The organism is Poriferisphaera corsica, assembly GCF_007747445.1.
Taxonomy (GTDB): Bacteria; Planctomycetota; Phycisphaerae; order Phycisphaerales; family Phycisphaeraceae; genus Poriferisphaera; species Poriferisphaera corsica.
The window spans coordinates 3,594,487-3,619,902 of the sequence record NZ_CP036425.1 but is presented as its reverse complement, the minus strand read 5'-3'; the positions used below and the strand labels follow the sequence as shown (position 1 = coordinate 3,619,902).

Here is a 25,416-nt window from a genome sequence, read left to right as displayed (position 1 = left end):
GAGCCATGGAGGTCGTGTGGATGAGCGATACTCGTGAAGATAAGCAGAGGCAGCGCTGGCGTTGGAAGTGGTTTGTGCTTTTGGCAACACTGGCTGCGATGATATTGATGGGTGTGGGCGGGTATGGTGTTTATATGATGATGGGGAAGGCAGGGCGGTTTGTCTATTCGACATCAACCAATGGTACGGTGGTGGGTTTGATTGATAATCTGCGGGGCCGAAGTCAGGTAGTGGTGTATCAACACAGTATTGATGTGATGATTGAGAAGGAGCGGGTGACGAAGTTTCTGGGAGAGGTTTTTAGCACGACGAGTTCAGCGCATGTGAAGTATTTTAATAATAAGGTGGAATGGTGGGTGGATTTGAAACGATTAGGGGCGGAGGACGTTGAAGTGGATGAGATTGGGAAGGTGATCCGATTTTGGATTGATGAGCCGCGGGTGAATGAGGAGATGGTGGTGATTCAGACTGATCCGCAGCAGATTAGTGTGGAGACAGATCGTGGATGGGTGAGCTGGCCGGGGACACCGCATGAACTGGCGGAGGAGGCGAAACGGGAGATTAAGAAAGCGATCTTAGAGAAGGCGATGGCGGAGTCTAATCGAAAGATAGCTCGGGCGCAGGCAGAGGAAAGTGTTGGGGCAATTGTTGAAGCGTTGTTGCAGGCAACTCATGATGCGTATGAAGTTGAGGTGGAGGTTAAAGAAGGTGAATGACATGAAGCGAGTTAATGATGAAGGTAAGCATGAAGTGGTCAAGGTTGAGCCCCGAAAGAAGCGAGGTCTTATTGCGCGACTCATTGCAACAATCGGGGTGTTTTTGAGTGTGCTGTTTTTGCTGAATTTTTCGTTTGGTGTGGTGGAGGTGCCAGACAATTTACCGGTGATTGGGAATTTGGATGAGGTGCTGGCATGCGCGATTTTGTTTAGCTGTCTGGGCGTATTGGGTATCCGGTTGCCGGGACAGGGCCGATGAGTTGGTCGGGATGAGCGGTTAGAGCCAATGTGATTGGCCAATTTCGACGGCGTTTGGGTGGTGACGGATGGTGGGCTGGGCGGTAATTTTGTCGGGGAAAGTGACGGTGATGACATCGATGCGGAGTGGGTGGAGTTGGAGATTAAACTTTTTCTGAATGATGGCTGCGAGCGTGATGAGCTTTTCTTGCTTGTCGTGATTGACGTGAACTTCGGGGGGCGGTGCGTTGTCTGCGGCGGCAGTTGATTTCACTTCGATTAAAACAATGGTTTGGCCGTCCGGATCGCGGGCGAGGATGTCGACTTCACCAAGTCTGAATTTGAGGTTTCGTCTAATAATGCGATAGTTGTTTTTTCGAAGGAAGCGTGTCGCAGCTGTTTCGCCGCGGTAGCCAATTGTATGGATATGGGTGTCCCGATTGGTGATATGATCGGTGACTTTATTGACGAGGTTGTTTAGTAAATTTTTCATTCTCACCCCCTGCGTGAGTAGGTGAATCGGTTGTGGCGTGTTGTTTAGAAATACTCACTGCATGAACGAATGAAAAGGAATATGTGCTGAAAGCACGGTGTACTCATTATCGGCGTTAATTAGATTCGGGTTGAGCGTAGCGGTTCATTGCAATCTGAATGAGGGTTTTGGTCATTTCGTCGAGGTTGTCGTAGCTGCCGTCGGTTAATAGATCTCGATTGTATCGTTCTACGAGGATATTAAACTGCTGATCTTCGAGTAGTTTACGTATACCAAGCTGAGCTTGGCGAAGAGTGATGTTCTGAGCTTCTTGGACACGATCGAGTTTGATGAACCAGTATTTATTTTTGATTTCAATGGGTTCAGTGGTGGATTGGCCGGTGGCGAGTTGGTTTAGGGCGTCATTGAGCGGTTTTAGGAAGGGGGCGAGGACGCGTTCGCCTTTAAGGTTTGTTGAGAGGCCGCCTGAGGAGCGGCGGTAGGTATTTAGCTCAGACGAAGCGATTTGGTCGAAGGAAATGCCGCTTTCGAGTTGTGATTGCACTTGCAATGCGTTATCTGCTGTTGCTGTGGCGATGATGCGGATGTCGCGTTCATTCGGTTTATTAAAATCATCCTTGTGATCGCGGTAGTATCGTTCGATGTCGGCTCGTGTGACATTGACTTTTGGTCGGATGGTTTTGTTGACGTATTGCTGAATGATGTATTTGCGGCGTTCGTTTTCAAGAGATTCTTCAATACCAATGCCGAATTTTTCGAGCATGGTTTTGTTGGCGAGTGCTTGGGAGCCTTGGCCGTGTTGCCGGATGAAGAATTCGCGGTTTTTCTGTATATAGATTTTGACGATATATCGTTCGTTGTTGGTGAGGTGACGTTCGGCATCGCCGTAGATGAGGGCGTTGGTGACATTTGATCGGATGTTTTGAGCGATGATGCCGAGTTGTTGGGCGTTGCCGCGGATTTCGCGATAGAAGGCGTCGCGAGAGAGGTTTTGGCCAAGTGCGGTGAGCTGGTCGTGGATTGGAGCCAAGATGTTTTCGGCGTAGATGGCGTTGCCGTTGACTTGGCCGATCATGGCATTCATGACAAGTGAGTTGTCATTGCTGACGACGACTTCTTCTTTGGCGTATGCTTCTGCTTGTTTTTGCTCGCGAACGCGGTATTCCTGCTCAATTGCTCTGAGTTCTTCGTTTGAAGGGCCTGTGTCTTGTTCGATGAATAGGGCGCAGCCTGCGAGATTTATGCAGGCGGCTGTTGTGAGGGTCAAGATTGCGGCTGAGCGGGTTTTGGTCATGCTACCAGTTTAATAAGTTGTAAGTATTGTTCAACAATCAAGTTGTAAACGCAGCCTGTATTTTGAGGTGGTTGTGGTGTCGTAAATGACTTGCGTGACGGCGGGTTGGGGCGTGTGTGGATGTGAAATGCGGGTCTGTTGGGTATCGGCAATTACGTTGGGGCGAAGCCAAAAGTCAGTGAGAGCGAAACATGTTAGGTGATTGATGTTTTGGTTTTGTGTGCTTAACTTGCGGCGTGGTGGTTTATAGTTGCGGTATTTTGATTGCGAGTTTTTGGGAATGCGGATCGGTTGTGTCGTGTAGGCTAACCATCGGATAGAGCGAAGATATTATAAAAAGATCTTTAATAATTAATATGAGAAGTTATAGTAACTGTGTGCAAGTTTGTGTTGGATTTATGTTTGGTAATTTGGCATGAGATTAAGCATGTATTGATTTGTTACATCTGTGGAATGCGTATGAGATTTTGTCATCCACTTGTCTAATCGATGGATATACCAGAGTTTTCCACGAAGATTAACTGTTTGTTTTTGTGCGTTTAAGAAGAGTAAAAATATTTTTATATGGTGATGATCATGTTTAATGATTAATGAGTATGTGTGCTATTGAGATTAAGGATCAATAACCTGTTGTGGTTGTGGCGTGAATATTGATTTAACGCGAAACACAAAGGGTTTTCCTTATGTTTTAGATTATTCGTATTCTATAGACATGTTTATCTGAATATATAAGTGCTTAAATGTGATGAAGATGTGTTTTAATCAAGGGGCAAAAGTGCAACAAAGAGCAGATTGTCAGAAAGAAGAATAATCGCTATTCTCGTTGGCCACGAGGAGCGCTTCATTTCGCGCATTTCAATTTAGTTTTGTTTGTTCAATCTTAAGTGGTTTACAGGTGTGCCCTATTACGGTGTGTGTCTGTTACAACACGGCTGGTGGATATGCCAGAGCATCAAGATCAAAAACGTTATATGTTCCCCAAGTGGGTGAATTATTTGCTGCCAGTCGTAGTGGTGTTGGTATTAGGTGGTGGTCCATACGCAGCAGTGATCGTGAACTTTGGGTTGTCGGCGAAAACGCTGAATGTTGGCTACGCGCCAAAGCAACCGGTTCCGTATAGCCATGAACTACACGTTGGGCAGTTGGGCATTGATTGCCGGTACTGCCATACATCTGTGTTTGACGAAGGGTTTGCAGCTCTACCGGCAACAAGCACGTGTATGAATTGCCATAGCAATCAAGATGGTGTGAATGGTGTGAAAAAGAATAGTCCGAAGCTGGCTGCAGTTTATGAGAGCTATGCAACGGGCAAACCTGTTGAATGGGTGAAGGTTCATAACCTGCCAGATTATGCTTATTTCAATCACTCGGCACACGTCAATAAAGGTGTGAGCTGTGTGAGTTGCCACGGAAGAGTGGACAAAATGGAGGTTGTGCAGACGATGCAGCCTTTGAGCATGAGTTGGTGTTTGGATTGTCACCGTGCACCGGAGAAGCAGTTACGACCTGTAGAGGAAGTGACGAATTTGGGGTGGAAGCCGCCGATGCAGGCAGGTGAAACGTTGGAGGAGGCTCAGCTTCGAATAGGTATGGAGCTGAAGTCTAAGTATGAAATTCATAACAAAGCCTATATGACGAGTTGTTCGACGTGCCACAGATAAATAGCGAACAATCGAAGAGATCATTGCCGATGTCGTCCGAAAGCGAGAACGTGACGGGGGCTGTGTACTGGCGAAGTTTGGAAGAATATTCGAACACGCCGGAGTTCCAGGAAGCGCTGAATGATGAGTTTGCTGGTGGGTATGAGCCGGAGCAAGTGCTTTCGATGAGCCGTCGCCGGTTTGTGCAGTTGATGGCAGCGAGCATGTCGTTGGCGGGATTGTCATTGAGCGGTTGTCGTCGGTATCCGGAAGAAAAGTTGGCGCCATTTGCGGCCAGGCCGGCAGGGCGTGTGCCGGGTGGAATGCAATACTATGCAACGATGCTTGAACGTGGGGGCGTTGCAGATGGGTTGGTTGCGACGGCTTTTGATGGTCGTCCGATTAAGGTTGAAGGCAATGAGTTGCATCCGTTTTCAATGGGTGCGGCCGATGTGTTTGCGCAGGCGAGTGTGCTTGAGCAATATGACCCACAACGGATGCGCTGGGTGTTGAATGGGCAGGGCAAAGGTAGTCGAAGTACGTGGGCAGGATTTGAAACGACAATCAAACGTGCACTCGATGGGCAAAATGGCGGACGATTGGCTGTGCTTAGTGAAATGAGTGCGAGTCCGTCTGTAAAGCGGATGAAGGCTGAACTGGCTAAGAAATATCCGGGGATGAAGTGGTATACATGGGAATCGATCAATCGTGATCAATCGATTGATGGTTTGAAGCAAGCCTTTAATGGTAAGGGTGCACGTCCAGTTTATGATCTTAGCCATGCGAAAGTCATTGCTACGTTTGATGCGGATTTACTGTGGGGAATGGGCGGCTCGATTCGTTATTCAAAACAGTGGTCAAAAGTACGTGACGGGGTTGATAAGGTAAATGGTAAGTCGAGTAATCGTTTGTATGCGGTAGAGCCAAGCTTTACGCAGACGGGTTCGGTTGCGGACTACCGGATGAATGTTTGTAGTCAAACTGTTGGTTTGCTGCTGGCTGAGGTCGGGCGAATTGTAACAGGGCAGCGTGTTGTTGAGGCAGAAGGCTTTGAATTGACTGCTGAAGAACGCGATTTTGCAGAAAAATTGGCTGCAGATTTGATGGCTCATCAGGGAGAATCGCTGGTTGTGGTGGGTGAGAGTCAGCCGGCAGAGTTGCATGCACTTGCTGCGGTGATTAATGATGTGATTGGCAATCGCGGCAAGACTGTAAGCTATATTGAAGAAGTAGAAGAAGGAAATAATGCCAAGCAGATTGCAGAGCTGGCGAAGCGTATGGCGGATGGGCAGATTGATACACTTGTGATTCTGGGCGGCAATCCTGTTTATGATGCACCTGCAGACGTAGATTTTTCAGGCGGATTAGCGAAAGTAAAAAATGCGATTCACTTGACGACTTATCTAAACGAGACAAGTGTTAAATGTGAGTGGCAGCTTCCGCGTGCAGGCTATCTTGAGAGTTGGGGTGATGGTCGTGCTTGGGATGGTACGGTAAGCATTCAGCAACCATTGATATTACCGCTTTTTGACGGCAAGTCGCCGATTGAATTGCTTGCGATACTTGCGGATGTTGAAACGCGTGATGGTTACAACATCGTGCGAGATACGCTTATATCTGAAGGTATTGTTGTAAGTGGTAATCAGGTCGCGTGGCAGCAGATTCTTAAAGATGGATTGAAGGTTGGTACAAGCTATTCAACGATTAGTGAGCCCGCGAAAGTTGGTAAGGCTATTCGTTTGGGTAAGCCAAGCGAGTGGGAAGTGAAATTTGTTAAGAGCGGCCAGGTTTATGATGGCCGTTTTGCGAACAGTGGTTGGCTGCAGGAATTGCCTGAAGCAATGACGAAGGTGACGTGGGATAACGTCGCTATTGTGAGTGTAAAAGATGCGCTGACAAAGTTGAATATCAAGAAAGATGGTCAACTATTGAAGGTAACTGTTGGCGGAAAATTTGTGTTGCTGCCAGCGTATCGTATGCCGGGGCAGGCTGAGGGTGTAGTTACCGTTGCATTGGGGTATGGTCGCAAAGAACAGCGGCCGGGGACGTTTAGTATCGGGGATGATGTTGGTGTTGATGTTTATCCGCTGCGAACAAGTAGAGCGATGCACTTTACTGATGCGAAGGTTACGGTAACTGCTAATCGTCATGCTTTGGCATTGACACAGAATCATTACCTGCTTGATGCGATTGGGATGCAGGGTAAACGTCATAGGGTCGGTGATAAGAATAAGAATGGTTCGATTGTTCGTGAATCAACACTTGATGGATATGAGAAGGATCGCGGTTTCGCGAAGAGATCGGATCATTTTGGCACAATTCCTTTGCAATTGTGGGATCCGCCTTCAACAAATAATGATGGATTGCCGAGTTATGATGCGGATGCGCATCAAGTGCCAGTGAATTTTAAGGACGAACATGCGTGGGGCATGACGGTCGATATGAATAAATGCATCGGCTGCAACGCATGTGTGGTTGCATGTCAGGCTGAAAACAATATTCCGGTTGCAGGTAAAGATCAGGTGCTTATGCATCGTGAGATGCATTGGCTTAGGACTGACCGCTACTTTAAGACAAGCTCTGAAGATGCGTATGCTGAAAAACCTGAAATCGCGCATATGCCGATGATGTGTCAGCATTGTGAGAATGCGCCGTGTGAGCAGGTTTGTCCGGTGGCGGCAACGGTTCATGATAGTGAAGGTCTGAACACAATGGTTTATAACCGTTGTATCGGGACGCGTTATTGCTCGAATAACTGTCCATATAAAGTTCGTCGCTTTAACTATTTTGATTATCACTCAAAGAATCCACGCGGGATGGCGAAGCCGTGGTTGAATTGGCCAGATACGCAACAGCGTGATGTTGTCAATGAAATTAAACGGATGATGTTCAACCCAGACGTGACTGTACGTATGCGTGGGGTGATGGAGAAGTGTACATACTGCACACAGCGGATTGCACGTGAGAAGATTGATACGAAAAATGCGTGGGCGAAAGGCATTACGAATAACGATCCTAATGCACCTACGAAGCCAACGATTAGTGCGGATGCTTTGCAGACTGCTTGTCAGCAAACATGCCCGACTGATGCAATCGTATTTGGAAACTTGCTTAATAAAGATGCGCAAGTTACCAAGAATATGTCTCAGGATCGGACTTACGGCGTTTTGGTTCAACTCAACACACGGCCTCGTACGCAGTATATGGCAAAAATTCGTAACCCAAGAAAAAACGATACTGCTGAGTATCACGAAGAATCCGCGCAAAAGGTGGAGCACACCGAAGCGTGACCGGAATACGTTTGCTGCAGTGAGCGAAAGCAGATTGCAGCGATTGGTTAGATGAAGGTTTGCAGCGTATGCGAGCTTTAAAAGAAGAAGGCGTTAGCGTCAATGTCAACGATTTCGAACAACACGCATGACTCGTATGAGAAGAACCTTAGCCAGGATCCGCGTGAGCGTGCTCCCTTGGTTACAGGCGGTAAAGATTTTTCGGCGGTAACGTCGACAGTCGCTGATCTTGCGCGTGGCTGGCCGAATATCTGGTGGTGGGCAGCGTTCTTGTTCTCATCATCGCTTCTGGCGATGTTGGGCGGTTTGCTTGGATATTTGTTTACTACAGGTACCGGGATTTGGGGTAATAACCAGCCGGTCGCATGGGGTTTTCCGATTGTGAACTTTGTGTTCTGGGTGGGGATTGGCCATGCGGGTACGCTGATTAGTGCGATTCTGTTTTTGTTTAGACAGAATTGGCGAACAGGCATTAACCGTTTCGCTGAAGCGATGACGATTTTTGCGGTGATGTGTGCTGCAATTTTCCCTGGTGTTCACGTTGGACGGCCTTGGCTGGCGTATTGGCTATTTCCGATTCCGAATCAAATGGATATGTGGCCGCAGTTTAGAAGCCCGTTATTGTGGGATGTTTTTGCCGTGGGTACCTACGCAACGGTCTCAACACTGTTTTGGCTAACGGGTATGGTGCCTGATTTTGCAACGCTGCGTGATCGTGCGAAGAATGTGATCGCAAAATTTGCATATAGTGTTGTCTCAATTGGTTGGACCGGATCGAGCCGTCATTGGCATCGTTTCGAAAAGGCTTACTTAATCTTGGCAGCACTCGCAACGCCATTGGTCTTGTCTGTGCACTCGGTTGTTTCGTTTGACTTTGCTGTGGCACAGTTGCCAGGTTGGCATACCACGATTTTCCCACCTTACTTTGTTGCGGGTGCGATTTATGGTGGTTTTGCGATGGTGATTACGTTGGCTGTTCCTTGTCGCAAGCTGTTTGGATTGGAAGATATCATCACATGGCGTCATATCGAAAATATGTCGAAGGTGATGTTGGGTACTGGGATGATTGTGGCTTATGCATATGGTGTTGAATTTTTCATAGCATGGTATGGACAGGTTCCAGAAGAGCAATTCGCGTTTCTAAATCGTATGAGAGGTCCATATTGGTGGGCATTTGCTCTGATGATTTTTTGCAACTGTATTGGGCCTCAGATTCTGTGGTTCCGTAAGGCGCGCATGAATGTATGGTGCGTGATGTTTGCTGCGATGTGTGTAAACGTAGGGATGTGGTTTGAGCGATTTGTAATTATTGTTACAAGCCTCGTGCGTGATTTTCTGCCGTCGAGTTGGGATTTGTTTAAACCAACATGGGTGGACATCACCATGTTTATTGGTTCGTTTGGGTTGTTCTTCACCATGTTCCTGCTCTTCCTGAAATTTTTGCCAACCTGTGCGATGGCTGAAATTAAGAGTGTGATGCCTGAGGCCCATGCTCACAGTGGCCCGGGGGGTGAGGCAATGGATTCTGAAGGAAGATCTGACTACCAACCAGATTAAAATTTGTTGAATATAAGCGTTGATGGCATCAACGTGTTACGGATTGGCGGAGTGAGTAAAGATAAGGGAGGGGTAGGAGGACGGGATAGGGAGAACGTGGGGGAGATATGGACGCACCGTCGGGATGAAAATCCGGATCGTGCTTTTAAAGAGACTCGATGTGAGTCTTTTGGCCCCGAGGTTTGCACGAACGTGTAAATCCGGTGACAGAGTTTGAGTAAGAACCATGAGCGAAGTCACTGAAAAATCAGATCATCAACCGAAGCCCGGACGTATTGTCGGCATCATTGGAGAATTCGATAATGTCGAAGTTTTGATGACGGCTGCCAAGAAGATGCGCGATAAAGGCTTTAAGCGTTGGGATGTCTATTCGCCGTTCCCGATTCATGGAATCGATGATGCGATGGGTATTAAGCCAACGATATTGCCATGGATTGTGCTTGGAGCAGGGGTGACGGGGTTTTTCGTCGGTTTACTTTTGACGGTAGTTACGATGTCAACGGATACTTATACGCCGATGATGCCTGGTACTGAAATTGTAGGCTACAAGTTCATGATCTCAGGTAAACCTTTTAATAGTTTGCCAGCATGGATCCCGGTCATATTTGAGATGACAATTTTGTTGTCTGCGTTTGCAGCTGTATTCGGTATGTTTTTGCTGAATCGTTTGCCAATGTTGTATAACCCACTCTTCAAAATCGACAGGTTTGTTCGCGCTACAGATGACCGATTTTTTATTGGTGTAGATAGTAAGGATAGCCTTTATAAACGTGCAGAAACCGAGAAGCTGCTGAAAGATATCGGAGCAAGTGCGATTGAAGAAGTGGTTGATTAAGTGAAAGTTAATCCGCATTAACAGGCGGAAATGAGGAGGCAGTCCTTCGTTTGGTATGGGCTGTTTGAAAGAAACGCGAGATCTGTCATGCCGGTGAAATCCGCTATGGCAGTTTATTAAAGCCGAATGTCATTTAGCTGATATTGGGTGAGTCAGTGATAACCGCTGAGAGTATCAGCGAGGGACTAAAGCGAGATGAAGCTGATTAAAGATTTCATCGAGGACACGTATTTGCCGAAGATGCCGTTTTGGCTGATCGCGATTGCTGTAGTGGGTGTTGTCGCAACTTGGGTACCTTTGGCATTTATTGCTAAGGCTCGAACGACAACATCGACGAAGCCACCGGTTCATATTTTTCAGGATATGGATTTGCAGCCACGATTCGATGCGCAGTCTATCAATCCGATTTTCGCGGATCAAAGATCCATGCGGCCTAACCCCGCGGGAACCGTGTCGCGTCGAGCAATCATTGGTGATGCGCATTACGAGTTAGGTTTCAAAGTAGACGATGCTGGGCAGCCAGTATTGGTTCAGCCTGACGAAGAGGGTATTGAGGCTACGTTGGATTTTTATCGTGGTATACCTGATCGGATTGATGTTGACGATGTTTTTGTTAAACGAGGCCAGGAGCAGTTCAACATCTATTGCTCAGCGTGCCATGGCTATGACGGCCAAGGTAATGGTGCGGTTAATAAACGTGCACTTGAGTTGGTTAACATCAACAGCACGATCAATCAATGGACGCCCGCTTCGAACATTATTGCAGTGAATCCTCAAACTGGTAATTTGCTATATGGTGAGGAGGAGTATGCTGATGGCAAGCTCTATAACACCATCAATAACGGTATTAGAAATATGAAAGGCTACGGTCAGCAGATTTCTGTTAAAGATCGTTGGTCGATTGTAGCTTACATTCGAGCCTTGCAAATTAGTCAGCACGCGAGCGAGAAAGACCTCGCTGAGCAGTCAGAATAAACCGGCTTTTCAGCATTGAAGTAAGATTCAAGGCGAGATTAATAACTCGCCCAGCATAAGCACGACGGAGTAGAACTGTGGCAGAACACGGTGCATATTTAGATCCGATTGACGCAAAGCCACTTGGTGATAAAGCAAGAGGTGCGGCGCGTATCTGGATTGCGATTGGGGTGATCGGCTTGGTCGCAGCGTTTGTGGTCTCGCTGATCTCAGAAGGTAATTTGTTTAGTCGGCATATGCAGTTTGCGTATTTAACCGGTTTTGCTTTTGTCTTGAGTATCGCACTGGGTGCATTAATTCTATTGATTCTCACGCATTTGTTTCGTGCAGGCTGGGTTGTTGTGGTAAGACGCCCCATTGAGTCAATCGCGAATACATTGCCGTTACTGTTGATTCTTTTTCTACCGATTCTAGGAATGGTTTTGAGTGGTAATGGTGAGTTATATCCATGGGCTGTATCGGCGCATCATTGGGAAGAAAAACTTGGGGCAGGGGGACATGCTACCGCAGATCAGCCAGAGATTATTACCGTCGCGAATCAATCCGAACAGACTGCTGAGGCGGATTCTGAGAGTCATGGCGAACACTACTATCCACCAGAAATGATGCTAGCGAAACGTCCATATCTGAATCCAATGTTTTTTGTCGTCCGCTGGGTTGTGTTTTTTGCGATTTGGCTTCTAGCAGCAAGATTCTATTGGCGTTCGAGTACCAAGCAGGATGAAACCGGCGATCATACTCTGACCAATAGAATGGAAGGTCTGTCGCCGATCAACACGCTAGCTTTTGCGTTAACGATTACATTCGCATCTTTTGACCTGCTTATGAGTCTTGACCCTGTTTGGTTTTCAACCATGTTCGGAGTCTATTACTTTACGGGTGCATTCCTCAGTGCGGTCAGTTTTATCATCATCATGATTATGATGTTTAAAAAGCTGGGTGTACTAGTTTCTGTAAATAAAGAGCATATGCATGACCTTGGTAAATTGTTATTTGCCTTTGTCTTTTTCTGGGGTTATATCGCGTTTTCGCAGTACATGCTGATATGGTACGCCAACCTGCCAGAAGAAACGGCTTGGTATAAACTTCACGGTATCACGCAAGTGCCCTCAGAAATGACCGGTTGGACCTATGTCGGTTTAATCCTTTTGTTTGGTCAGTTGCTGATTCCGTTTGCTGGGTTACTCTCACGCCACATCAAACGTAATTTCGCTTTGCTCACATTTTGGGCGGTGTTCTTGATGGTCATGCATTACATAGATATCTGGTGGATTATCATGCCGATGTACGATTCCCATCACGTCAATCTTGGCATTATGGAGATTGGCACAGGCGTTGGGATGTTTGCATTGATGGTCGGAATGACGCTGCGTAATTTTGCAAGATATAATGCGGTTCCAACTAAAGATCCACGTTTACACGACTCACTTGGCTTCCATAACATTTAAGATTTGCCATGATGTCGTTTAAGACGCAAAGGTTTAAAGCTGAAATAGTTAAAAACAAAATGTGATTCGGAAATCCCTTAGAGCATTTTAAAATTAATCTAAACTAATATTGAGCAGAAAAATATGCCGTTGGAAAAAGCAAAACATGAAAATCGTGACATGAACGTTGGTGTTCTTGTCACGATTGTGATCGCAGGCGTCATGCTCATTTTGATTATTTTCGTAGGCATGATCGCATGGATACAAACCGAGATTGGTTACATCCGCCAAGAGCGTGTTGTTGAGGTGCCTAATGAAGTGCTTGAATCACTCAGATCAGAGCAACTGGCTAACATCACGACAACTGGTAAAGATGCCCAAGGGAATGACCACATTCCTATTGATGTTGCGATGAAATTGGTTGTTGATAGAAAATAAAGCCGTTAGCGGAGAAGGATACTGTTTTGCTATGAAAGCGTTTTGTAAGCGAATCAAAAAATCAAGCCTGTGTCTCACGCATGGAGATCAGACCATGACGGTTCGTGTATGCATATATCTGCTTTCGGGATTAGTGTTGTTGGCATCAACAAATTCAGTTTTTGCACAGGGCTACTATCGACAAGATGAACTGCCACTTATGGAAACCAAGCCTGCGATTTTTGACGAGGTTAAACTCGACGAAAAACTAGGCAATAAGATTCCCTTAGATCTTCAGTTTACAGATCAAAACGGTAAAACCGTAACGCTTGCGGATTATTATAAGGATGGCAAACCCGTCATCATTAATCTTGGTTACTACGACTGTCCCATGCTTTGTGGCGTTGTACTGCAAGGGTTGACAGATGGTGTTAAGAAGCTGAATTGGAACCCCGGTGATGAATACCGCATTTTAACTGTGAGTTTCGACTACGCTGAAACCTCGCAGCTCGCTTCAGATAAGCGCGATACAATCTTTGCTACGATGGGTGGGGCAAAGCAAGTCAAGGGTAATGGTTGGGATTTCCTTACGGGCAGCCGCGATAGTATTGAAAAACTTACGAAAGCCACAGGCTTTGGTTTTAAATGGGATGAAGCATCTAAACAGTTTGCTCACCCCGCCGCAATCGTGATTACATCTCCTGATGGCACGATCACGAAGTATTTGGCAGGTATTGTTTACCCACCAAGTCAAATGAAATTCGCGCTCATGGAAGCAGCTGACAACAAAGTCGGCTCGTTTTTGGATCAAGTCGTCATGATGTGTTTCCAGTACGACCATGTAGCTGGCCAATATACGTTGGCCGTGACAAGATTGATGAGATTTGCTGGCTGGGTCACTGTCGTATTGCTCGGCAGCATTATTAGCCTCTTACTCATTAGAGAATTCAAGCGACGCCGACTCGAACAGTCGAACGGCTGACCTTTCGCGTCATTTTTACGACGCATACAACTTGGGAACCTGAACAACGCTTTAACGAATGATTGTTTTGGCCAAAACTGGTGAAGTAGTAAAACCAAATCAGGTAAGCCAAACACGAACAGGTATACAGATGATCAGCATCCTTGCACAAGCTCAAACCAAAGGCATCTCTCTCCCAGAGGGAGCATCCACCTATTCAGAACAGGTTGATTGGCTTTGGAACTATCTCACCTATGTCAGCGTGTTCTTTACTGTTGTCATTGCAGGACTGATGGTGCTCTTTGTCCTACGCTTCCCACGTAAGCATCCGGACGATCAGCCTCACGGTCATACGCACAACACCGCGCTAGAAGTCACATGGACCATCATTCCGCTTATTATTGTGATGTCCATCTTTCTATGGGGTTTCCGCGGCTTTCTTGATATGGCCACACCTCCTTCGAACAGCTATGAAGTTCTCGTTACTGGTTTCAAATGGGGTTGGAATTTCACATATCCTAATGGTGCGACTGCTGATGAACTCCATGTCCCTGTAGATAAACCGATCAAGCTGATCCTCGAATCCAAAGACGTTATTCATTCATTCTACGTCCCAGCTTTCCGCATTAAAAAGGATGTGGTTCCGGGTCGCTACAATCAGACATGGTTCGAAGTTGATGGTAAGAAAAACAACATTACCTTTGAGAACCCTACCAAAGAATATGATCTGTTTTGCGCAGAATATTGTGGTCTCAACCATTCACGTATGGTGAGTAAAGTCATTCTCCACACACCTGAATCTTTCAGTTCTTGGCTTGAAAAAGCTTCCGATCAAGGCGCGGGGCTTACACCGGTTGAATACGGTGCAAAACTCTATAAATCCAAGACCTGTGCTCAGTGTCACTCACTCAATGGTTCGAAACTCATCGGCCCATCGTTCCTCAACAACTACGGCTACCCTGTCGAACTCAAAGATGGCTCGGCACCTATTGTGGACGAGAACTTTATTCGTCAAGCGATCGTTCAGCCAAACTCTCATGGTATCAAGGGTTATCAACCCGTTATGCCCGCAATCCCGCTTAGCGATCAGGAAGTCACTGCTCTGGTAACTTTCATCAAAGCTCAAAGCGATAAATATCAGCCAGAGGGTGGTGAGGCAACCGCCTCCGAAGAAGGTCAAGCAGAACCCGACACCGCAACCACAGAACCCGCTGCCACGCAGAACGAGGCAACCAATCAATAATTGACACGACCGATTGGGATCTTGAATCCCCACGGTCGTTTCGTCGGGCCATGCTCGGCAGCAACCGGTAAGACCCTTCACAGGGCCAACCATGAGATAGCAATGCGGTATAAAACAATTCCGTAAGTTGCTTTAAACGCGAGGTAAAAAATGTCGGCAACCAAGCCTACACAACAAACCGACATCTTCGGTAACCACGTCGAAGAAAAAGATGTCGATAATTACCTGACCCATCAGAAAGGCCTGATGAGTTGGCTTTTCACGTTGGATCATAAACGAATCGGCATCCTATATATGATTGCCGTTTTGACCTTCTTCCTCGTCGGTGGCATTTTTGCGATCGTGTTACGAGTCATGTTGGCTCTGCCTATTGCTGATGCAGGCAATCAGATGGGCATGGAGATGAACGATACACGTGCGATTGTTCATAGTCAGAACGCCACCGTTCCAGACGAGGCGCTCAATCTGATTTTTAATCCAGGTCAGCGTACCCCTGAAGAATTGCAAACTGACGTTGAGGCTGTTCTTACCGATACCGCAGCAAAGAATCCGAACGCGAATGTTCCAATCGTTGATTATGCACAACTGAACGAGGCTCGCACCGCAGCAGCCGGCAATTACGCCACTAAACTAAACAACCACAACACACTCTATAACCAATCCTTCACGCTTCACGGTGCTGTGATGGTGTTCTTATTCATCATACCTGCCATCCCCGCCATTATTGGTAACTTTGTTTTGCCATTGATGCTCGGTGCGAAGGATGTGGCGTTCCCTAGGCTCAACCTTGCTTCATGGTACTGCTATATGGGCGGTGCGATCTTCTTTATCTGGGTGCTAGGCAAAGGCATCATGAACTATATCGTCCCAACGCTTGAAAGAGTTTGGGGCGGTGGTGGCCTTGATACAGGTTGGACGTTCTACACGCCATATTCAACTGAGACCAACACCGCAGTTGTTGCCGCCACAGGCGGGGCCTTTATCCTCGGTTTCTCATCAATCCTTACAGCCGTCAATTTCATCGCCTCCATCCACATGCTTCGCCCGAAAAACATGACATGGTTCCGTATGCCGCTCATGTTATGGGCACTCTATGCAACCGCTGTTATTCAAATTCTCGCAACACCAGTCCTTGCGATCACACTTCTCCTGCTCATCGCAGAGCGTGTTCTTCATGTCGGCATCTTTGACCCAGCCCTAGGCGGGGACCCAATCCTCTACCAGCACTTTTTCTGGTTCTATTCACACCCAGCCGTCTATATTATGATCCTTCCTGCAATGGGTATTGTCTCGGAGGTGATCTCCGTATTTTCACGCAAGCACATCTTTGGCTATGCCTTCATCGCATGCTCTTCAATGGCGATTGCTATTCTCGGTTTCCTCGTCTGGGGTCACCACATGTTTACTTCCGGCCAATCCGAATTGCTCAACGCAGTCTTCTCAATCATTACCATGCTTGTCGCGATCCCTTCAGCCATCAAGGTTTTCAATTGGTTGACGACGATGTACAACGGCTCGATCCGCCTCGATTCACCGATGCTCTACGCACTCGGGTTTATCTGGCTATTCACTATCGGTGGCCTCACAGGTATTTACTGTGCCACACTCGCTGTGAATATCCACATCCACGACACTTACTTCATCGTGGCTCACTTCCACTACGTCATGGTTGGCTCAACGCTCTTCGCATTCCTCGCAGGCATGCATTATTGGTGGCCAAAGATGTTCGGCAAGATGTACTCAGAACGTTGGGCTCAGATTGGCTGGTTCCTCGTCTTTGTCGGCTTCAACGTCACTTTCTTCATTCAATTCATCATGGGTGCGCTCGGCATGCCTCGCCGCTATGCAACCTACATCGATAAATACCAGATCTATCACCACATCTCCACAGGTGGCTCACTCATCCTCACCGTGGGTCTCTTCCTTGTGCTTTTTGTGTGGATTCACTCACTACTTCGAGGCAAGCAAGCACCCGCTAACCCTTGGGGCGCAAACTCACTCGAATGGCACACAGTCTCACCCCCACCACATGCCAACTTTGATCATGCACCTCCAGCAACCGATCCATACGACTATTCGCATTGGCGTTGGAAGCCCGAGATTGAAGGTTATATTCTCGATGAGGCCAGCGAGCCCGAAGAAAGACAAGCTATGGCTCATAATGATTCATAACGCATTAATTTGAGATCAAACGATCGAAGCTTTCAGCTAATTAGCTGAGAAACAACAGATCATCAGTCGAGCACTAATCCGCTCGTCTGATATTAAAGCAAACAGTCATTTACTGACGCTCAATATCAACTACGAGATCCTCTATGAATAAGGTTGATGAACATCACGACCCGCACCTCGCGCATCACTTTGATACGCCTGTGCAGCAATACAGCTCCGCCAAGGTTGGTATGTGGGTTTTCCTCGCAACGGAAATCCTCATGTTTGGCGGCCTTTTCTGCGCCTATGCCGTCTATCGTGGCACGCATCCCGAAGTTTTCCTTTACGCAAACCACTTCCTTGACACCAACCTCGGTGCAATCAACACTGTTGTGCTACTTACCTCATCGCTCACAATGGCTTGGGCTGTTCGCGCAGCACAACTTGGTCAGCAAAAGCTTCTTGTTGGCTTGCTCTTTCTCACGCTTCTCGGTGGTTTCGGTTTTATGGGCATCAAAACAATCGAGTACACCTCTAAATATAAGCACGGTCTCTGGGTCGGTACTGAGAACGCCTTTTACTACAAGAGCGATTCCTTCACCAATCCCGAAAAACTCGTGGGTGCGGTTGAATATGGCGAATCACACAACGCCGTAACGCCATCCACTGAGTCGACTGATTCGCTAAGCGAACAAATCAAAGACGTTGCTCAAAATGACGAGCAAGTGAATCAACCCCAAGCTGTACTCCCTACGGATGCGCAAACCAACATTCCTGAAGCAAACCAGGGGCCGGTCGGCCTTTCCACTCAATTCGGTCGGAATGAAGGTGATGCCGCTGCTTACAACTACCCCGAAAAGAAACCACTCACTTACGAAGACCTCACGCCTCAGCAGCGCACACTTGTTTCGCAATTCTTCCAGATCTATTTCCTCATGACCGGTCTGCACGGCATCCACGTTCTCGTCGGCATGGCACTCATCTTCTGGCTACTTATTCGTTCAATGCTTGGAACCTTCGGCCCCAAGTACTTTGTGCCCGTCGACTTGGTCGGCCTTTATTGGCATATCGTCGACCTCATCTGGATCTTCCTTTTCCCATTGCTCTATCTGATTCACTAATGGATGGTTAAAGTTGTTATCAAACAAAACACTCGTTGAATCGAGGTTCAAAATATGAGTCACTCAGCACATTCCGATGATCACGTACATGCCGTACCGCTGCGAATTCTATTTGCGGTTTTTGCAGCACTCATTATCCTCACCTTCCTCACCGTTGGTGTTACAAAAGTCGATCTCGGTGGTCTCAACATCTGGATTGCTCTTGGCGTAGCTGTTGCGAAAGCGATTCTCGTTGCACTGTATTTCATGCATCTTCGCTGGGATTCACCGTACAATAGCCTCATCCTTGCCGTTGCTTTCGTTTTTGTTGGTATCTTTATAGGCTTCGCGCTCAAGGATTCACTCGAATATCAAAAGTATGTTGAACGTCCCGCATTGCTCGATCGCCTACAGCCGCAGACTATTCAGGATATCCCCAAACTTCCTGACAGCTCGGAAAGCGATCCCGCGCATTAATCTCAGATATTCACGCCAATAATCCAAAGCCTGCAGTTTTTGCAGGCTTTTTCTTGAGCCGACAGTCTCGTATTGTTCTCGTCAATTCGAAGCAGACGTGCAATAAATAGTAAATCTCTCGTAACGATCTACAGGTCAACGAGAGAGTAATATCGTTAAAAGTACTAAGATATTTCCCTTTTGGCTTTTTAGTCTCAAACCACCCTACTATTCAACATCAGGTTACTCTAAATGACGAGTACAAATATGTCTTCAAAGCATCAAGCAGGCAATCTTGATAGTAGAAATCTACGCCGTAAACCGGTCCCGCTTCGAACCGGCACGTTCGGTATGCAGCTTTTTCTTTTCTCTATTGGCGTTCTATTTATTGCTTCGATGATCGGTTACATCATTATTAACTACCAAATCCGTCAACCCTACGACGTCATTGCTTACCCCAATGGTTCCCCCGAAAATCGCATCATCACGCCCGACATCCCCAACGTTCACATGCCCATCCTCCTCTACCTTTCATCCTTCATCATTATCGCATCGTCATTCACAATCGCTTCTGCATTAAAACATGTACAGATGCAACGTCTAACGCCATTCCTGCGCATGATGAAGCTCACCGTATTTCTTTCGATTTCTTTCTTACTCATCCAAACTCCCGCGATGGTCGAGCTTTTTGATCAGCATCGCACTCTACTCGCAAGCACGCCAACCAATGAAGAATTTATGAACACGCGGCAACTCGCGCTTTTTGGCTTCATTGTCTTTCTCATCGCATTACATGCTGCTCACGTCATAGGCGGCATCATCCCGTTAGCACTAATTACGAAGAATGCTGTGAACGGACGTTATGATCATGAATGCTTCGGCCCCGTTAAATACATCGCCATGTATTGGCATTTTCTTGATGCTGTATGGATCTCAATGTTTCTCGTCCTTCTGTTAACCGCCTAGAGCAGGACATGATATCGAATCTGTATTGGGTGATAGGCATATCAACTAATCAATTTAAATGTACGTGGCCAATATCTCAATCCGATTGCTAATCTCAATAAATTTCAAGAAGATGTGATTTTACCAATCTACATTTTCCCAGTCTTCAGATATCACAATAGGGCCTCGATAGGGAGGTCGATCAAAATGGAACTCACGGAAAATCTCTGCGTATGTATTTCCACGTGAGATACTCGCTTGCAGGCTATCATCGTAGCTATCATAGAAGTAGCCCGTGTGAATTTGCTCTAACGATATTCGCGGTGCGGCATATGTCCATTTGTCATACTCATTAAGTGTTACCCCATTTGAATACTTCCATTCATTATCAATCCGTTCGTAACTGTGAATATTGCGCATCCCCATCCATCTGAAAAATGAGCTATCCGTTGTATGCGTTGTTTTAAAAATGTACTTTTTTTGGCTTGGCAGTAGCGCAGACATATACTCAAAGTACAGCAACGCTTCCATTGATTCACCCTCACTCGCCTCACGCATGATATTCGTCGTTCTATACGATGGCCCTTCCTCAACCTTATACACCAAAGTCGCTGCCTCGCCATTCATAAAAGTATCGTTATATTCTTCCTCATTGCCCGGCCCATATCCGTTGGTCACATCCTTCCATACCGCATACCGATCCATCACGGTTGCTCTCTCAAACCGTAACATCGACATGCCACTAAAAAGCACAATGCCAAAAACCGTGACGAGTAACGGCATGATCAGCACCGTTTCCGCCATCACACCGCCAACCTCGTGATGGCGGCCATACCAATGCCGATGAATATGTATTTGATCTGTCGTAGCCACTAATGTCTCCCAAAATCAGACATTGTCTTCAAACTTTCAAGATACCTGCCAAGCTCATACATCTCCCCAGAATCCTTCCCCGATAGATCCATAACATCCCCTTGATTAAACAGATCAACCCACTGGTCATAATCCTGCACAGGCTCCAACTGTGCATGCCACATCTGCGTCCACAAATCCCATGAATGGTTATTAAACAATCTGACTTGAGACAAACCCACCATCTTTCGATACGGGCGATTGCGGTCAAATTTTTCTGACCATATCTCAGCTTGATCATCAACATAACTAATATTCAAGAACTGCAAACGCGCATCCGTACTTTCACGGCGAGGCCGCATCAACTCATGATTCAGATCAAACGGTACAGGTGAACCAGCATCATGCCGATTGAATCCAGCATGAGGATTACGTATTGGTTGCTTTCCTTCCGGTATGTCATGAACATCTGTCCCCACATAGACAAAAATCGTTGTCCAGTAAACGGTCTGGCTTGCATAAATATAGGTACCGTCAGGATTTCTTCCGATGATTTTTGGCTCTAACCCAATTTCTGAATCGCCCCCAAGCTCAAAATTATTCGCTTCCGTTTTATACTTAGCCTTGATTATCGCCTTTTTTAATACCTTTGTTATAGGGTCGATCCATTCATCTTTCTCAATGATATATTCCGCAGGTATTGAGTACGGCAATCTTGTAAAACTATCAGAATAATCAAGAAAAGGCATTGGCCGATTATTTCGTTTGATATAGTTCCAAGTGATACCTTGTGTGTTCGGATTTCCTTTGTTGTTTGCAAATCGACTTTTCATCTCACAAACGAGATACATTGATTCACCGAATTCCCACGGATGAGTTTGTGCTTCTAATATATATCGCCGAATTGAATATCCGTTGTTGTCGTTTGATCTTTGGTTGTCAATGCTAAGGTCTACTTCCCAATTCGGTTTATACATAGACCTGATACGCGGTGATGCGTTGGCCCCAGGAAATAAATAGTCCAATTTATAGCTGGAAAAATTGAGTACCTTTTCATCAAGGCGGTGTAGTGCGCCACGATCCTCAATCGTCACGTCATCATGGGTTAGTTTATCTAAAAGCCATTCTTGTGGCCCATAAACCCAATATTTTTCCGCTGCCTCTTGCTCTTGGTTTGTCATAATACGATGTGGAGGTCGATATCGAACTAATGTTCTAACATCCCCCTCACCTGTACGAAGATCTGTTCGCCGCCACCCCATTAAAGTGTCCCATGGTCCGCGATTATCAACACGATGATCGATAACACCCAACCCTTCGAACAAGCTATCATTCTTAATTAATCGCGGATCATCAGGCCCCGGCAACATTCCTCTTTTAATCGGCCGTTCATAATCATTGAAATTCCCTTTTACAATCGGCACACGATTTATCAGCGGCAGCATAATCGCGCCAGCATCACGATTCGACCTGATATTCTGCCGAGTCGTCTCATCGACCGCAGACTCAACGCGATCATCAATCGTTTCAACCATCGCCTTATTCTGTTGATACATCGAATATATCGATTCCCAGAGCTTCCCTCGGCCTTGCCTAGTTGGGTGATTGTAAAACGTCAGTGTTGGAATATATGAGCTGTTACCGTTATACAAAGCATCCATTTCAAGCAGCATCGGGATAACGGTTTGCGTACTTCCGCCATGCCCAATATGCGCTCTCTTTAGCAAATTCTGATACCAAGGATCGAGTGGTCGTTTACCATACTCATGTTTCAGAACATGATCTAAAGCGGTTAGTTCACCATCTTTCATTTCACCTGGTGAAGTAATAATGTAATCAATCGCTTGCGGCAAAGAGTCTATCACATTAATAGCCGAAATCACTCTCGCCGTCTGTACCTGATTCATCGCAATCGTATTAAACGTTCGTGCAATTTCTGTGCCCCCCGCCATTGCTGAAGCATCCGCCGCATTTTGTGTCTCAACTCGCCCTTGGATATGTCGCCCAGCATTAAATACATAAAACGTGATTGCCGCAATCAATAAGATCGCAAGCATGACCAAAATAAAGACCGCTCCACACGAGCGATGCTCATTGCACATTCTGCTTTTGTATTCAATGCTCAATGGCATTATTCCTTCTTCGTTCAATTGGGAAGTGTGTAGTACAAATATGTGTCACCAAGTACGCGCTTGATTGATGGCGCTGGAGGAAGCGGTACTTTCATCCCCTCCAACGTCATTACCGCATAACCTTCCAATAGCGCATATTCACCACCACCCGATGCCTCGCCCAATTGCCCATCCGAGAACAGTGCCCTCACATACGGCACGGACAAATTAAACTTGTGCTTGACCACCACACCCACCGGATCTCGCGGCCCATACAAATGACTGTCATACACCGGCTCCATCCCCGTATACGGCAAGTCCCAGTGATTCATCATCCGTGTTACACGAATATCTGTATGATTCGCCGCATACCTCAAACGTTTTGCCAACAGCGTTTCAACCCATTTCGGCTCAGGCCGATCCTGAATCAAATACATCTCGCTCACACCTTGGACATACTGCTCGACATCAATTTCCAAATGTGCCGCCAGCGAATCGCTTTCCCCGCTAACGCTCACCAATGATAAATACGCAGCCTGATGAATCGCATCATATTTTTCAAAACCATGTGCTGTAATCAGTTTGTTCGCTTCATTGTTCTCCCCCAGATCCGTCGGTATATACACAATCGCACTTCGTGTTGCCGCATACGCAGCATATTGCACCTGCAAATTCCCAACCAATAAAAACACCAGTTGAACCAGCAGCAGTACCAATACCAATAGCACGGGAAACACCAGCACAAACTCAATGGCCGCCGTTCCACGTTCCGCTTTCTGTGAATTGTCTGCCGCGATCGTCATGCGACCCAAGCGGTACATCCCTCGCAACACAAGCAGCACAAATGCTAATACCACCAACACGCCCATCACATGCCACCACCCACCGCTCCAATCAAACAGCGGCTCCCACCATTGATACCCTTTAGATCCCTCAATCAAACGCGATTCAAGCATCGTCCATCCTGACTGTATTTTCGCCAACCTCAACCAAGTTCACCCATCGTCTCACCATATTATCGGCTACGACCACACCTCTGCACGTATACACATCCCGATAATCCCACAACGTATGACACCTTCTACTAAATATGACGTACTGCTCAAACGTTTATTTCACGCACAAGCCAATTACTCCATATCGCACGTACCCCGACGACCTGTCAATCTAGGCTCCCATAGTAAGCAAATACTTGAAAATTAAGATCTTATAATCTTTTGTGTTGTGGGTTGCGAGCCATATATCTTCATCTTATCCCTGTTTTTTACTGCCGCTTTAATTTGAAGTCTTGTATAATATTCCTCAACACGGTGTGCCAGTTTTTTTGGTTTGATGGCCGCCAGCACAAGCGATCTATCAACAACTTGACCTAACACTGCCTGTTTCATTTCCTCGGCAAACCGATTCAATTCCACGTGATCGCTATCTGCAAATACACCATCAGCCAAGCGCGAACCCACACCTAGAGTCAGTTACATTATCACTCATAGGGCTGGAGTCGAAAGTTTTAGTCGTTAATCTACGAAAACACTTCGTTTTCTTTATCGATCGATGACTCAATGAGTGAGTGGTGACGGAAAACGCTCTGAACACATTCATTCTTTTTGCTTACTCAGGATCTTTCTGAATATGGTTATCATTCGCCCCATCGAACGACACGACACCGAACAATTTGTCGACCTCGTATCCAAAGCCGATTTTGGCATGACATCTCTCACTAAAGACCCCGATTACCTCGCAAAACGTGTCGAAGATTCAATCCGAGGCTTCGAACGTATCGATTACAAACCCACTCCCGGCGAAGCCTTCATGTTCGTCATGGAAGACCTTGAAACCAGCAACATCGTCGGCACATCCGGTATCGTTCCTAAAGTCGGAGGCTTCGAACCCTTCTACGCGTTCCGCACGAAAACCGGCGTTCAACGCTCCGATTTCATCGGCGTCCAAAAAGAAATACGCACCCTCCACCCATACGCCGAACACAATGGCCCCTGTGAGATTTGCTCACTCTTTCTCGATGAGTCCTATCGCTCATCCGGCAACGGCCGCCTCCTCTCTCTCTCTCGCTTTCTCTTCATGTCTGAGCATCCCACCCATTTCGACCCCGAGATCATCGCCGCTCTGCGAGGCGTCATTGATCCCAATGGCCGCTCCCCTTTCTATGATGCGCTTAGTCAGCACTTCTTCGATATTGATTTCCTCGAAGCCTCACGCCAATCTGTCTTCGACAAATCCTTCGTCGGAGATCTCATGCCCAAGCACCCTATTTACGTAGCCACGCTCCCCAAAGCCGCTCAAGAGGTCATCGGCGAGGTTCACCGCAATACCGTCCCCGCACGCCGTCTGCTCGAACAAGAGGGTTTTATTTTCTCTGGCCTAATCGATATCTTTGAAGCAGGCCCCATATACACCTGTCAACGCAATAAAATCCGTACCCTTCGCGAATCTTCAACCGTCATCGTTGATAAGATCGCACCCACACAAAACACAACTACCGACTACATCATCGCTTCCAACACGCCATCGTTCCGTTCCGGCAAGGCCTATGTCGATTTTTCTGCCGATGAGCATATCACACTCGACCCACAAATTGCGGACGCTTTACGCCTCTCAGTTGGCGACAACGTTCGTGTTGCCCCTATTCGGCCGGCATTCACACAAAAAACACCGTAAACCCTTATCAACAACCCACGATCTATCGGCAACAATACAGAAG

22 protein-coding genes are annotated in these 25,416 nt (G+C 46.7%); 16 read left to right on the top strand and 6 right to left on the bottom strand.

Annotation, left to right across the window (positions count from 1 at the left end; translation table 11 throughout):
* Positions 1–20: 20 nt before the first annotated feature.
* The gene (locus KS4_RS14775) at positions 21–716 is read left to right on the top strand and encodes a DUF4230 domain-containing protein (RefSeq protein WP_145079815.1); all 696 of its coding nucleotides are present in this window, start codon (positions 21–23) and stop codon (positions 714–716) included.
* 1 nt (position 717) lies between these two features.
* The gene (locus KS4_RS14770; protein WP_145079812.1) at positions 718–975 is read left to right on the top strand and encodes a DUF1232 domain-containing protein; all 258 of its coding nucleotides are present in this window, start codon (positions 718–720) and stop codon (positions 973–975) included.
* An 18-nt stretch (positions 976–993) separates the two neighbouring features.
* Here KS4_RS14770 and KS4_RS14765 read toward each other — a convergent pair whose 3' ends face one another.
* Both KS4_RS14765 and KS4_RS14760 read right to left on the bottom strand, forming a co-directional pair.
* Positions 994–1,446, bottom strand: coding sequence for a YraN family protein (locus KS4_RS14765; RefSeq protein ID WP_145079809.1), 453 nt, complete (start codon positions 1,444–1,446; stop codon positions 994–996).
* A 115-nt stretch (positions 1,447–1,561) separates the two neighbouring features.
* Positions 1,562–2,740, bottom strand: a complete 1,179-nt coding sequence (locus KS4_RS14760; RefSeq protein WP_145079806.1) for a peptidyl-prolyl cis-trans isomerase — start codon at positions 2,738–2,740, stop codon at positions 1,562–1,564.
* A gap of 941 nt (positions 2,741–3,681) precedes the next feature.
* Here KS4_RS14760 and KS4_RS14755 point away from each other — a divergent pair.
* The 13 genes from KS4_RS14755 (at position 3,682) to KS4_RS14695 (ending at position 19,758) form a co-directional block, all read left to right on the top strand.
* Complete coding sequence (locus KS4_RS14755; RefSeq protein ID WP_234698811.1) at positions 3,682–4,401, top strand: cytochrome c3 family protein; 720 nt, start codon at positions 3,682–3,684, stop codon at positions 4,399–4,401.
* A gap of 29 nt (positions 4,402–4,430) precedes the next feature.
* Positions 4,431–7,670 (top strand): TAT-variant-translocated molybdopterin oxidoreductase, encoded by a 3,240-nt coding sequence (locus KS4_RS14750; RefSeq protein WP_145079803.1) that lies wholly within the window; start codon positions 4,431–4,433, stop codon positions 7,668–7,670.
* A 102-nt stretch (positions 7,671–7,772) separates the two neighbouring features.
* Positions 7,773–9,227: an NrfD/PsrC family molybdoenzyme membrane anchor subunit gene (gene nrfD / locus KS4_RS14745; RefSeq protein ID WP_145079800.1), complete on the top strand. Its 1,455-nt coding sequence runs from the start codon at positions 7,773–7,775 to the stop codon at positions 9,225–9,227.
* A gap of 226 nt (positions 9,228–9,453) precedes the next feature.
* On the top strand, positions 9,454–10,062 hold the full coding sequence (locus tag KS4_RS14740) for a DUF3341 domain-containing protein (RefSeq protein ID WP_145079798.1): 609 nt from the start codon (positions 9,454–9,456) through the stop codon (positions 10,060–10,062).
* 195 nt (positions 10,063–10,257) lie between these two features.
* The gene (locus KS4_RS14735; RefSeq protein ID WP_145079796.1) at positions 10,258–11,037 is read left to right on the top strand and encodes a c-type cytochrome; all 780 of its coding nucleotides are present in this window, start codon (positions 10,258–10,260) and stop codon (positions 11,035–11,037) included.
* A gap of 77 nt (positions 11,038–11,114) precedes the next feature.
* Positions 11,115–12,485 carry a quinol:cytochrome C oxidoreductase gene (locus KS4_RS14730; RefSeq protein WP_145079793.1) on the top strand — a complete coding sequence of 457 codons (1,371 nt, stop codon included), beginning with the start codon at positions 11,115–11,117 and terminating at the stop codon, positions 12,483–12,485.
* 123 nt (positions 12,486–12,608) lie between these two features.
* Positions 12,609–12,902 carry a hypothetical protein gene (locus KS4_RS14725; protein ID WP_145079790.1) on the top strand — a complete coding sequence of 98 codons (294 nt, stop codon included), beginning with the start codon at positions 12,609–12,611 and terminating at the stop codon, positions 12,900–12,902.
* Between the two features lie 94 nt (positions 12,903–12,996).
* Entirely contained in the window at positions 12,997–13,863 is an 867-nt protein-coding gene (locus KS4_RS14720) for an SCO family protein (RefSeq protein ID WP_145079787.1), read from the top strand.
* Positions 13,864–13,930: 67 nt separating this feature from the next.
* Entirely contained in the window at positions 13,931–15,085 is a 1,155-nt protein-coding gene (gene coxB / locus KS4_RS14715; RefSeq protein WP_200761314.1) for a cytochrome c oxidase subunit II, read from the top strand.
* Positions 15,086–15,331: 246 nt separating this feature from the next.
* Positions 15,332–17,257 (top strand): cytochrome c oxidase subunit I, encoded by a 1,926-nt coding sequence (locus tag KS4_RS14710; RefSeq protein WP_200761756.1) that lies wholly within the window; start codon positions 15,332–15,334, stop codon positions 17,255–17,257.
* Positions 17,258–17,400: 143 nt separating this feature from the next.
* Positions 17,401–18,357 carry a cytochrome c oxidase subunit 3 gene (locus KS4_RS17730; RefSeq protein ID WP_200761313.1) on the top strand — a complete coding sequence of 319 codons (957 nt, stop codon included), beginning with the start codon at positions 17,401–17,403 and terminating at the stop codon, positions 18,355–18,357.
* Positions 18,358–18,411: 54 nt separating this feature from the next.
* On the top strand, positions 18,412–18,813 hold the full coding sequence (locus tag KS4_RS14700; protein ID WP_145079778.1) for a cytochrome C oxidase subunit IV family protein: 402 nt from the start codon (positions 18,412–18,414) through the stop codon (positions 18,811–18,813).
* A 246-nt stretch (positions 18,814–19,059) separates the two neighbouring features.
* Positions 19,060–19,758 carry a cytochrome c oxidase subunit 3 gene (locus KS4_RS14695; RefSeq protein WP_145079775.1) on the top strand — a complete coding sequence of 233 codons (699 nt, stop codon included), beginning with the start codon at positions 19,060–19,062 and terminating at the stop codon, positions 19,756–19,758.
* A 120-nt stretch (positions 19,759–19,878) separates the two neighbouring features.
* On the opposite strand, the gene KS4_RS14690 is transcribed toward KS4_RS14695, so the two are convergent.
* From KS4_RS14690 to KS4_RS14675, 4 genes are all read right to left on the bottom strand, one after another.
* The gene (locus KS4_RS14690) at positions 19,879–20,610 is read right to left on the bottom strand and encodes a hypothetical protein (RefSeq protein ID WP_145079772.1); all 732 of its coding nucleotides are present in this window, start codon (positions 20,608–20,610) and stop codon (positions 19,879–19,881) included.
* Positions 20,610–22,691, bottom strand: a complete 2,082-nt coding sequence (locus KS4_RS14685; RefSeq protein ID WP_261341894.1) for a Tad domain-containing protein — start codon at positions 22,689–22,691, stop codon at positions 20,610–20,612. The genes KS4_RS14690 and KS4_RS14685 overlap by 1 nt, the downstream gene beginning before the upstream one ends.
* Before the next feature lie 44 nt (positions 22,692–22,735).
* The gene (locus KS4_RS14680) at positions 22,736–23,656 is read right to left on the bottom strand and encodes a TadE/TadG family type IV pilus assembly protein (RefSeq protein WP_145079766.1); all 921 of its coding nucleotides are present in this window, start codon (positions 23,654–23,656) and stop codon (positions 22,736–22,738) included.
* A 243-nt stretch (positions 23,657–23,899) separates the two neighbouring features.
* The gene (locus KS4_RS14675; protein ID WP_145079763.1) at positions 23,900–24,148 is read right to left on the bottom strand and encodes a hypothetical protein; all 249 of its coding nucleotides are present in this window, start codon (positions 24,146–24,148) and stop codon (positions 23,900–23,902) included.
* Between the two features lie 181 nt (positions 24,149–24,329).
* On the opposite strand from KS4_RS14675, the gene KS4_RS14670 reads away from it, so the two are divergent.
* On the top strand, positions 24,330–25,373 hold the full coding sequence (locus tag KS4_RS14670) for an arginine N-succinyltransferase (RefSeq protein WP_145079760.1): 1,044 nt from the start codon (positions 24,330–24,332) through the stop codon (positions 25,371–25,373).
* Positions 25,374–25,416: the final 43 nt, after the last annotated feature.